The 11,538-nt window shown below is 68.9% G+C and carries 8 protein-coding genes and 1 riboswitch; all 8 genes read right to left on the minus strand.

The features are described from left to right. Nucleotides 1-15: 15 nt before the first annotated feature. The 8 genes from CGK74_RS15995 to bluB all read right to left on the minus strand — a co-directional run bounded on the left by CGK74_RS15995 (nt 16) and on the right by bluB (nt 11,265). A complete protein-coding gene (locus CGK74_RS15995) occupies nt 16-2,799 on the minus strand; it encodes a nitrate reductase (protein ID WP_094269416.1) in 2,784 nt (927 codons plus the stop codon). 46 nt (nt 2,800-2,845) lie between these two features. Then, entirely contained in the window at nt 2,846-3,157 is a 312-nt protein-coding gene (gene nirD, locus CGK74_RS16000; RefSeq protein WP_094269417.1) for a nitrite reductase small subunit NirD, read from the minus strand. 27 nt (nt 3,158-3,184) lie between these two features. Next, the gene (nirB, locus tag CGK74_RS16005) at nt 3,185-5,662 is read right to left on the minus strand and encodes a nitrite reductase large subunit NirB (protein WP_094269418.1); all 2,478 of its coding nucleotides are present in this window, start codon (nt 5,660-5,662) and stop codon (nt 3,185-3,187) included. Between the two features lie 36 nt (nt 5,663-5,698). Further along, entirely contained in the window at nt 5,699-6,490 is a 792-nt protein-coding gene (locus CGK74_RS16010; protein ID WP_094269419.1) for an ABC transporter ATP-binding protein, read from the minus strand. Between the two features lie 17 nt (nt 6,491-6,507). Beyond that, on the minus strand, nt 6,508-7,425 hold the full coding sequence (gene ntrB, locus CGK74_RS16015; RefSeq protein ID WP_094269472.1) for a nitrate ABC transporter permease: 918 nt from the start codon (nt 7,423-7,425) through the stop codon (nt 6,508-6,510). Nucleotides 7,426-7,468: 43 nt separating this feature from the next. Further along, entirely contained in the window at nt 7,469-8,728 is a 1,260-nt protein-coding gene (locus CGK74_RS16020) for a CmpA/NrtA family ABC transporter substrate-binding protein (RefSeq protein WP_094269473.1), read from the minus strand. Between the two features lie 349 nt (nt 8,729-9,077). Further along, complete coding sequence (locus CGK74_RS16025; protein ID WP_094269420.1) at nt 9,078-10,394, minus strand: nitrate regulatory protein; 1,317 nt, start codon at nt 10,392-10,394, stop codon at nt 9,078-9,080. Nucleotides 10,395-10,524: 130 nt separating this feature from the next. Continuing rightward, nucleotides 10,525-11,265: a 5,6-dimethylbenzimidazole synthase gene (bluB, locus tag CGK74_RS16030; RefSeq protein ID WP_094269421.1), complete on the minus strand. Its 741-nt coding sequence runs from the start codon at nt 11,263-11,265 to the stop codon at nt 10,525-10,527. Between the two features lie 47 nt (nt 11,266-11,312). Further along, nucleotides 11,313-11,506: riboswitch (cobalamin riboswitch) on the minus strand. Nucleotides 11,507-11,538 lie beyond the last annotated feature (32 nt).

Consider the following 11,538-nt stretch of genomic DNA (forward strand, 5'->3'; position numbering starts at 1 on the left):
GTCAGCTTTGTGGCGTCATGATGCACTGCCGGCGCAGGCGGTCTGCGCGCTGGCAGCCATGCGCCGCAAGGCCGGCAGGCACGAACCGCAGGACGTGCCGCACTTCAGCTTGTCCTGCACCTCACCAAGACTCGCGCCCGACGCCAGCGCCGCCTCGATGGCGCCGGCGCTGATGCCGTGGCAGCTGCACACGATGCGCCCCGCCGCGCCATCGGCGGCTCCGAGCCCGGTCGGCGGCACGGCGAGCGGCGCGAAAAGCCAGGGACGCAACATGCCGAGCGGCTCGCCAGAGACCATCAGTGGCAGCAGCCAGTCCACGGCCGCGACTTCGCCCGCGAAGCGCAGCGCCAGCACCTGGCCGTCCTCGACCCGGGCGCGCTTGACGACGCCGCGCCGCGCATCGGCAAAGGCCAGCGGCGCCTGTGCCGCGTCGCACCCGAGAAGCTGATCGATCTCCTGCAGCACCGCATCGTCGGCCGGGGCCGCATGCGCCAGACGCAACTGGAAGACGATGCGCTCACGGCCGGCCAGACTGATCGAAGCATGGTCGAAGCCGGCCAGCAGCGGTTGCAGCGCACTGCGCCAGTGCGCCGCCTGCCCCGCATCACGGGCGATAGCCACCCATGCCGCCTGCCATCCGGGCACGTAGGGCGCGATCGACACCGCGGCCTGCTTGAGCGCCGGCTGCTTCGACACCGGATCGCTGAGCGGCACCGTCAGAGCGTTGGCACCCGCCTGCGCCAGCGTGCCGGCGCCCCAGTGCATCGGCAGCCAGGCCTGCCCCGGCGCGACGCTGTCATCCGAGGCGAGCGGCAGCACCACCTCGCCGCGCCGACCCGCCAGGCGCACCAGCTTGCCCACCTGCAGCCCGCGACGAAGCAGATCGACCGGATTCAGGGCGACCTCAGCGCGCGGCGTATGCCCCCACAGCAGCGGCACCTTGCCGGTGCGGCTCATGCCGTGCCACTGGTCGCGCAGCCTGCCCGTCAACAGCACCAGCGGGCGGCGCGCATCGACCGCTTCCGGCAACAGCGCATGGCGCACCGGAAAGGCGACGGGCGCGAAGCGCGCACGGCCGTCCCCGGTCGGGAACACGCCGTCGGCAAAGAGTCGCGCCGTTCCGCCCGTGGCGCCTGCGGGGAACGGCCACTGCTGCGGGCCGCAGGCATCGAGCAGCGCGTGCGAGAGCCCGCTCATGTCACAGTCACGGCCGGCGCTCAGGGCGACATGCTCGGCGAACACCGCCGCTTCGTCCGCCCAGTCGAAGCCGCCGCCAGCCGCGTCCCCCTCCCCGGCCAACCGCCGCTGCAAGCGCCGCGCGAAGTCTGCGGCAATCGCCCAGTCCGGACGCGCCTCGCCCGGCGCCGGAACCGCGGCCACCAGACGCGACACGCGCCGCTCGGAGTTGGTCACCGTGCCGGTCTTCTCGCCCCAGCTCGCCGCTGGCAGCAACAGATCGGCGAAGGCGGCGGTTTCCGTATCGGCATAGGCCTCCTGCACGACGACGAACTCCGCCGCCCGCAGCGCCTCATGGACCCGCGCCTGATCGGGCAAGGAGTGCGCCGGGTTGGTGCACGCAATCCACACCGCCTTGACCCGGCCATCACCCAGCGCCTCGAACAACTCCACCGCCGTCAGGCCCGGTCGTTCCGGCAGGGAAGGCACACCCCACGCCGCGGCGAGTTCGGCGCGATGCGCGGGGTTGGCGAGCTCGCGATGGCCCGGCAGCAGGTTGGCCATCGCCCCCACTTCCCGCCCGCCCATCGCGTTGGGCTGGCCTGTGAGCGAGAACGGGCCCGCACCGGGACGGCCGATCTGGCCCGTCGCCAGATGCAGGTGGATCAGCGCCGCGCTGTTGGCCGTGCCGTGGTGCGACTGGTTGAGGCCCTGGCACCACAAGGACAAGGCTGCCCTGGACTGGCCGAAGCGGCGCGCCGCCTCGGCGATGCGTTCGGCCGGCACGCCACAGGCGGCCGCGACATTGCCGGGCGAGCACTCGGCGAGCTGGCTGCGCAGCGCATCGAAGCCGCCGGTGTGGTCGCGGATGAAGTCGCGGTCGACCAGGTCCTCCCACAGCAGCACGTGCAGCATTGCGTTGTACAGCAGCAGGTCCGAGCCGGGCGCGATCTGCAGGTGCAGGTCGGCAAACTCGGCGGTCTCGGTACGGCGCGGATCAACCACCGTGATCGTCAGCGCCGGGTTGGCCTTCTTCGCGTCCTCGATGCGACGGAACACGATGGGGTGCGCCCATGCGGTGTTGGAACCGGCAATCAGCAGATGGTCGGCCGCCGCAAGGTCCTCGTAGCTGCACGGCACGCTGTCGGCACCGAGCGTGGCCTTGTAGCCGGCCACGGCGCTCGACATGCACAGCCGTGAATTGGAGTCGATGTTGTTGGTGCCGACCAGCGCCCGTGCCAGCTTGTTGAAGACGTAGTAGTCCTCGGTCAGCAGCTGGCCCGAGACATAGAAGGCCACGGCATCGGGACCATGGCGACGGATGACGTCGGCGAAGCGCCCGGCGGCCGTATCGAGTGCCAGATCCCAGCCCACGCGCCGGCGCGCCGCGCCGCGGGCATCGCGCATCTCCGGATGGCGCGCGCGCCCCGCCGCGCCCGTCGTCAGATGCAAGGTCGAACCCTTGGTGCACAGACGGCCGAAGTTGGCCGGATGCGTGCGGTCGCCGCGCACGCCGACGATGCGGTCGCCCTCGTGCTCGATGATCACGCCGCAGCCCGTGCCGCAGTAACAGCACACGGAACGCGTTTCGCGCAGCGCGGGGGACGATTCGGTCGTGTTCATGCTCAGCCTCGGTGGCGATGTGCGTTGCGGGTCGGACGGGCCGCCCTCAGAGGGCGAGCCACACCTGTCCGTCCTCGACCTTGACCTCGAAGCGCCCGCAGTGCCCCACGTCGGGCGCCACGGCCTGGCCATCCTCGAGACCGATGTTCCAGCCATGCAGCGGGCAGGTGACCTTGCGCCCATGGACGATGCCCTGCGACAGCGGCCCGCCCTTGTGCGGGCACTTGTCGTGCAGCGCGAACACCTCGTCCTCGGCGTTACGGAACAACGCGATGTCGCCCCCCGTCGGGCGCCGCACCACACGCGCGCCCAGCGGCGGAATCTCGTCCAGCGGGCAGATATGCTTCCAGTTGCTCATGTTTGCGTCCTCGTGTGCCGCAGGTGCTCAGGCCTCGACCGTGAGCGGAATGAACTGCTTGACCGCCCGGGCCTCGCGGCTGGTCTGCCAGGGGTCCCGGGCGTCCTTCAGCGCGAACAGCAGGCGCGCATGCAGCGCCTTGCGGCTGTCAGCGTCCTCGACGACCTTGCGTTTCACGTACTCCAGGCCGACGCGCTCCAGCCAATGCACCGTGCGCTCCAGGTACCAGCCTTCCTCGCGGTAGAGCTGCAGGAAGGCAGCGGCATACTCCATGACTTCCTCGTCGCTGCCGACCTTGCACAGGAACTGCGCCACCTCGGTCTTGATGCCGCCGTTACCGCCGACGTAGAGCTCGTAGCCCGAGTCGACGCCGATCACACCCACGTCCTTGATGCCGGCCTCGGCACAGTTGCGCGGGCAGCCCGACACCGCTAGCTTGACCTTGTGCGGCGCATACATGTCGAACAGCATCCGCTCGAGCTTCACGCCCATGTCCATCGCCAGCTGGGTGCCGAAGCGGCAGTGCTCGGCGCCGACGCAGGTCTTCACGGTGCGGATCGACTTGCCGTAGGCGTGGCCCGAAACCATGCCGGCGGCGTTGAGGTCCGCCCAGATCGCCGGCAGGTCCTCCTTCCTGATGCCGAGCAGGTCGATGCGCTGGCCGCCGGTCACCTTCACCGTGGGGACCTTGTATTTCTCGGCAGCGTCGGCGATCGCGCGCAGCTCGGAAGGCGTCGTCAGCCCGCCCCACATGCGCGGCACGACCGAGTAGGTGCCGTCCTTCTGGATGTTGGCGTGGGCGCGCTCGTTGATGAAGCGCGACTGCGGGTCGTCCTGGGCCTCGTGCGGCCAGGACGAGATGAGGTAGTAGTTGATGGCCGGCCGGCACTTGTCGCAACCGTTGGGCGTGCGCCAGTTCAGCGTCTCGAACACCGCCTCCTTGGTCGTCAGGTGGTGGGCGAAGATGGCCTCGCGCACCACCTTGTGCGAGTGCTCGGTGCAGCCGCACACCGGCTTGTCTGCGGCGCTGACCGACTGGTAGGCGCCGCCGACCGTGGACGCGAGGATCTGCTCGACCAGGCCGGTGCAGGAGCCGCAGGACGAAGCGGCCTTGGTGTGCTTCTTGACCTCGTCGAGCGTGAACAGCCCTTTTTCCTTGATCGCCTTGACGATGGTGCCCTTGCACACGCCGTTGCAGCCGCAGACTTCGGCGCTGTCCGGCATGCTGGCGGCGCGGTTCTCGCCCTTGTGCCCGACGTCCCCCAGGTTGTTCTGCCCGAACATCAGGTGGTCGCGGATCTCGTGGATGTCCTGCCCGTCCCTCATCAGCTGGAAGTACCAGGCGCCATCGGCGGTGTCGCCATACAGCACCGAGCCGACGATGCGGTCGTTGCGCAGCACGATGCGCTTGTACACCCCGCCCTGGCGGTCGTGCAGCACGATTTCCTCGGTGTCCGCACCGCCGCTGAAATCACCGGCCGAGAACACGTCGATGCCGGTCACCTTGAGCTTGGTCGAGGTCACCGAGCCCTCGTAGCGGCCGATGCCGAAGTTGGCGAGGTGGTTGGCGCACACCTTGCCCTGCTCGAACAGCGGTGCGACGAGACCATAGGCGATGCCGCGGTGGGCCACGCATTCGCCCACCGCGTAGATGCGCGGATCGGTGACGGTCTGCAGCGTGTCCGACACATGGATGCCGCGCACCCGCCCGCTGCCGCAGTAAAGGCCGGCGGACTCGGCGAGCGCGAAGTTCGGGCGGATACCGGCCGCGACCACCACCAGGTCGGCGGGAATCTCCATGCCGTCCCTGAAGCGCACCGCGCCCACACGCGCCGTCATGTCACCGTCTTCGTTGCGCGCCGGCAGCAGCGCCTCGGTCTGGCGGGCGAGCAGGAACTTCATGCCCTTGGCCTCGAGCGAGGCCTGCAGCATGTCGGCCGCGGCCTGGTCGAGCTGGCGCTCCATGATCCATTCGCCGATGTGCACCACGGTGACGTCCATGCCGCGCAGCATCAGGCCGTTGGCGGCCTCCAGGCCGAGCAGGCCGGCACCGATGACCACCGCGTGCCGGTACTTGCCGGCGGCCTCGATCATCGCCTCGGTATCGGCAATGTCGCGGTAGCCAAGCACGCCCGGCAGGTCGTTGCCGGGAATCGGCGGAATGAAGGGGGTCGAGCCCGTGGCGAGCAGCAGGCGGTCGTAGTCGGCCTCGGTGCCATCCTCGGCCATGACCTTGCGCCTGACGCGGTCGATCTTCACCACCTTGCTGCCCGCGTGCAGCGTGATGCCGTTGTCGCGGTACCAGTCGAGATCGTTGAGCATGATCTCGGGCAGGCTCATTTCGCCCGCCAGCACCGGCGACAGCAGGATGCGGTTGTAGTTGCCGTGCGGCTCGGCGCCGAACACGGTGATGTCGTACAGATCGGGAGCGAGCTTGAGCAGTTCCTCGATCGTGCGCACCCCGGCCATGCCGTTGCCGACGAGGACGAGTTTCTGTTTCTTCATGGCGATTCCAGTGGTCGAACGTCGTGTCGGGCGGATTCAGGCAGCGTGCTTGAGCTGCTTCTGGTACAGGAACTCCATGATCGCGGCGCGGTACTCGGCGAAGTCCGGGTCGTGCGCCAGCGCCAGGCGATCGCGCGGGCGCTCGAGCTTCACCTCGAGGATCTCGCCGATGGTGGCCGCCGGACCGTTGGTCAGCATCACCACGCGGTCCGACAGCAGCACCGCCTCGTCGACGTCATGCGTGACCATCACCATCGTCGCGCCGGTGTCGGACAGGATCTTCATCAGCTCGTCCTGCAGGCGGGCGCGGGTCAGCGCATCGAGGGCGCCGAAGGGCTCGTCCATCAGCAGCACGCGCGGCTGCATCGACAGCGCACGGGCGATGCCGACGCGCTGCTTCATGCCGCCCGAGATCTCGTGCGGGAACTTGGTCTCGGCATGCGACAGCCCGACCAGCGCCAGCGCGTCGTGGGTGCGCTGCTTGAGGCTGGCGCGCCCTTCCTTGCGGCCGAACACGCGCTCGACCGCGAGGTAGACGTTGTCGTAGCAGGTCAGCCACGGCAGCAGCGAGTGGTTCTGGAACACCACCGCGCGCTCGGGACCGGGTCCGGCGATCTCGCGGCCGTCGCACAGCATCACGCCTGTGCTCGGCGTGGTGAGGCCGGCGATCAGGTTCAGCAGCGTCGACTTGCCGCAGCCGGAGTGGCCGATCAGCGCGATGCTCTCGCCCTCGTGGATGTCGAGCTGGATGTCGCGCAGTGCGACGAAGCGGCCCTTCTTGGTGTCGAAGCTCTGCCCGACGTCCTGGATTTGAACGGTCTTCTTCATGGTCCTGTCTCCTGCGCTCAGCGGCTTTCGTAGTTGAAGCGGCGCGCGACCAGCATCAGCGCCTGTTCGAGCAGCAGGCCCACTACGCCGATGACGAAGATCGCGATGATGATGTGCTCGACCTTGAGGTTGTTCCACTCGTCCCACACCCAGAAACCGATGCCCACACCGCCGGTCAGCATCTCCGCGGCGACGATCACCAGCCAGGCGGTGCCGATGGACAGGCGGATGCCGGTGAGCATGTAGGGCAGCACGGCCGGAAACAGGATCTTGGTGAAGATCTTCCATTCCGACAGGTTCAGGACGCGGGCGACGTTGAGATAGTCCTGCGGGATGCGGGTGACGCCCTGGGCGGTGTTGAGGATCATCGGCCAGATCGAGCAGATGAAGATCGTCCAGGTCGCGGCCGGGTCGGCGCGCTGGAACACCAGCAGGCCGATCGGCAGCCAGGCCAGCGGCGACACCGGGCGCAGCAGACTGATGATGGGGTTCATCATCTTCGACAGCACCGCGAAGCGCCCCAGCATGAAGCCCGCCGGGATGCCCACCAGCGCGGCAATGCCGAAGCCGATGCCGACGCGCTCGAGCGAGGCCAGCACGTTCCAGCCGATGCCCTGGTCGTTCGGCCCTTCGCGATAGAAGGGGTCCGAGAACAGCGCCACCGCGGCCTCCCAGGTCTTGGCCGGCGTGGGGATGCCACCGCCGTTGGCCGTGCCGAGGTGCCACAGGCCGACCAGCAGGGCCAGGCCGATGATGGGCGGCAGCAGGGCGGCCGCGAGCGCGCGCAGGGCATCGCCCGCCCTTTCCGCGAACCCCGGACCGCTCGGCACCACGACCGCCGGCGTGATCGGTTTGACTTCGGCACGGCCGCCAGCGGCCTCGCCTTCCCTCGCGGTCCCGCTTGCGGGCGCCAGGCCCGTGCTGCGCTCCGCCATTGCGACGACAGTCATTTCGAGTTCCTCCGCCTTGGCCACGACATCAGGCCTTGATCTTGAAGCCGCCGGCATAGGCCGCCGGGTTCGAGCCGTCCCACACCACGCCGTCGATCAGCGTCGCGCTGCGCATCTCGCTCGCTGGCACGGCGACACCGACCGCCGCGGCCGCCTGCTTGTAGACGTCGGTGCGGTTGATGGCCTTCGCCACCGCGAGGTAATCGACGTCCCTGTCGAGCAGGCCCCAGCGACGGTGCTGGGTCAGGAACCACATGCCGTCCGAGAGGTAGGGGAAGGTCACCGCGCCGTCCCTGAAGAACTTCATCGCGTTGGCGTCCGCCCACTTCCTGCCCAGACCGTTGTCGTACTGGCCGAGGATGCGGCCCTCGATGACATCGACGTCGGTATTGACGTAGGAGCGCGCCGCGATGACCGCAGCGGTTTCCTTGCGATTGGCGTCCGAGGCATCGATCCAGCGCGAGGCGTCGAGCACGGCAGCCGTCAGGGCACGCGCGGTGTTGGGGTGCTTCGCCACCCAGTCGGACGTGGTGCCGAGCACCTTCTCCGGGTGGTCGGTCCAGATGTCCTGCGTGGTAACGGCGGTGAAGCCGACGCCGTCGATGATGGCGCGCTGGTTCCACGGTTCGCCGACGCAGAAGCCGTGCATGTTGCCGACCCGGGCGTTGGCCACCATCTGCGGCGGCGGCACGACGATGGCCTTGACGTCCTGGAACGGGTGGATGTCGTTGGCCGCCAGCCAGTAGTACAACCACATCGCATGCGTGCCGGTGGGGAAGGTCTGGGCGAAGGTGTAGCTGCCGGGGCTGCCGGCGGCGACCACCTTCTTCAGGGATGCGCCATCCACCGCACCCTTTTCCTTCATCTGGGTCGAGAGCGAAATCGCCTGGCCGTTGTTGTTGATCGACATCAGCACGGCCATGTCCTTCTTCGGCCCGCCGATGCCCAGATGCACGCCATACACCAGCCCGTAGAGCACGTGCGCCGCATCCAGTTCACCCGACACCAGCTTGTCGCGCACCGACGCCCAGCTCGCCTCCTTGCTCGGGATGATCTTGATGCCGTACTTCTCGTCGAACTTCTTGACTGCGGCCATCACCACCGAGGCACAGTCGGTCAGCGGGATGAAGCCGACCCTGATCTCCTTTTTCTCGGGGGCGTCCGAGCCGGCCGCCCACGCACCGCCGGGGAACAGGCCGGGCAACAGGGCGGCCACGCCGGCGGCTGCGCCCGCCTTGATGAAGCCGCGGCGCGACAGTTCGGGCGTTTCGGTCTTGAGCGATTTCATGATGAGCTCCTTGAAAGGCAAGCGGAAAAGCAAAAGGCGCCCATCCCGCACTCCGCACGATGCGAAGGGGAATGGACGCCGTTGTCCTGTGTTCGAGTCGGTTGTTCGAACGCCAAGCCCTCGTTGGCTCAGCCTCGCCTTTCCTTACGCATCAAGCGTGCCAGGGAAGAGAATTGCCTCGAAACCCGCTTGCTGTCTGGCCTGGAAACGATTCGTCGCGAAACTCAGGGAAATGCCGCACGCACTGCTGCAGTGCAACAGCCGCGCTCCTCGCACGCCCGTGGTGCGCCGCCGTCGATGTCGCGCCACCCTGGTCGGGGCCGCGGGCCGCGGCGATCGGACACCCCGATCAGGGTCTGGCGAGCACATCCGCCAGCGCCAATGTCGCGCCGGCCACCTCGGCCAGGCGACGCCCCTGGCTCATCGCCGTCTGGCGCAGCAGGCGGTAGGCCTCGTCCTCGGACAGGCCGCGGCAGGACATCAGAAGGCCCTTGGCGCGCTCGATCAGCTTGCGTTCCTCCAGCGCGGCGCGCGCCGCGTCGAGCTCGTCGCTCATGGCCTGCAGCCGCTGCGACTGGGCGTGGAGGAGATCGACGATGGAGCGCCCCAGGCGCGGGCCGAGCGGTTCGGCGCCCGGCGCCTCGACCCGCTCGGCGCCTGGCGCCGTGCGGGCGGGCACCGCTTCGTCGGCAAGCTCGCCGCCCATGAGCATCTCCAGCGGCGCCCGCGGCTCGGATGCGGCGGACAAGGCCTGCAGCAGACTCGCTTGGTTGCGCGCCTCGTCCCGCGTCGCGGCGATCTTGCGCGCGCAGGCCTCGCCCAGGCCGCGCGCCAGCGCCACCTCGACCTCGTGCAACTGGTCGAGGCGCTGCGAGCAGCACGCGAACCAGCCCTCCGCGCGGGCGGAATCCAATGGCGCCCCGGGGCCGGACGCAAGCAGCACGCGGCGCAGCCGCTCGAGCTCGGCCAGCGGCATGATGGATTGCAGTGCCTGCCACTGGCGCAGCACCTCGACGCCGCAGAAGGCCTCGAAGCGCCGGAAGCACTGGGACTGCGCCTCGACCAGGTACTGGATGGCCTGCACGGCATCGGCCGCCGGATGCCCCGCTGCGAATGACGCCGCGCCCAGCGCCCGCTCCTGTCCGGCAAACTCCTTGCCCTGCATCAGGTTGAAGAGCGCCACCAGCAGCCGTGAAACCTCCGGGTCCACCGCAACGTCGGCCGCATCGAACACCAGCGCGAGCAGCGCGCCGACGATCTCGCTGTAACGTGCGGTCGCCGCGTCGGGGCGGCAGCGCTGAGCGGCAACGTCGGCGCGCACCTCGGGCAAGGCATCGAGCGCATGCAGCGCGAGCGCAATGCGGGTGAACAGCCTGGCGCCGCCCAGCACCGACGCTCCGGCACGCTCGCCGCCCAGTTCGGGCCGGTCGAGCCAGGCCCGCACCTCGGCCTCCGCCGCCCGGCTGGCATCGAGCTGCGCCTCGCGCTGGGCGCCGAATCGTGCGCCGTCCGACGCGAGGAAGACATTCGAGGCGCCGCGTTCACGCTGCAGCTGGTGCACGAGTTCGCTCACCGCCTGCACCAGCTCGCAACTGAGCGCGAGCCGTTCGAGATCGTCGATTTCGCAGCGGCGCGCTGCGAGCAGGAATGCGAGCGCCGTCTTCATGCCGTCCTCCGGGGGTGTGGGGTCTGCGCGACGGAGTCGCACCCATGGAGACAAGCAAGAGCCGTGCGCGCGTCCGAGCGCCGCCGCGCACGCGTGGTCGACCGGGGCGTGGCCCGGTCGCGCAACGCCCCTACTTCAGGATCGGCCGCACACGCCCGATTTCCTCAACCAGACGCCCGCCCGCCTCGTCGGCCTTGCCCCGCCAGCCGTCGAAGTGCAGCAGTTCGGTCAGCGGCATGCGCTTGAGCCAGCCGGCCGACTCCAGCTCGGGCTTGTCGTAGAAATGGCTGACGTAGCCGATGCACAGATAGGCGATCGGCACGATGTCCTGCGGAATGCCGAGCGCCTCGCGCAAGGTCTGCTGGTGCAGGATGCTGACCCAACCCACGCCTAGGCCCTCGGCGCGGGCGGCAAGCCACAGGTTCTGCACCGCGCACACCGCGCTATAGACGTCCATCGCGCCGATGTGGGTACGGCCGATCACCACCGGGCCGTTGCGGCTGCGGTCGCAGGTGATGCACAGGTTGACCGGCGCCTCGAGGATGCCTTCGAGCTTGAGCTTGCGATAGGTGTCGCGCTTGCCCTCCTCGAACATCAGCTCAGCCTCGGCATGGGCGGCGCGGAAGTCGGCTTGGATCTTCTGCCGCACTTCGCGCGAGCGCACGAGCACGAAATCCCACGGCTGCATGAAGCCGACCGACGGCGCATGGTGGGCGGCCGTCAGTACGCGCGCGAGCACCTCGTCCGGAATCGGGTCGGGCAGGAACTGGCCGCGCACGTCGCGCCGGGTATGGATGGCACGATAGACGGCGGCGCGCTCTTCGGCGCTGAACTGCGGATCGGCCTGGACGGCCTGCGAAGGACTGCTCATGAAATTCCCCTTGTCGTCGAGCAGTGGACAGCCGCCGACCAGGCGGCTGCTCGATACGCTTCGGGGCCGGTCTTCCGGCTGTGGATCATCTCGTCCGGGCGCCTTCCCGGTCCTTGCGGACCAGTGGCTGGGCAAACCTTGCCCGGACAATCCCCATCACGGCGCTGGGCGCGCAGCGGAGTTGCACCGCTTTCCCGATTCTCCCGCGACTGGCACGGGCACCCCGAAGCTCGAAGGGCGAGAGATTACCCCAAAGGCAGGCCTCGCCGGAAC

It is taken from the genome of Thauera propionica, assembly GCF_002245655.1.
GTDB classification, from domain to species: Bacteria; Pseudomonadota; Gammaproteobacteria; order Burkholderiales; family Rhodocyclaceae; genus Thauera; species Thauera propionica.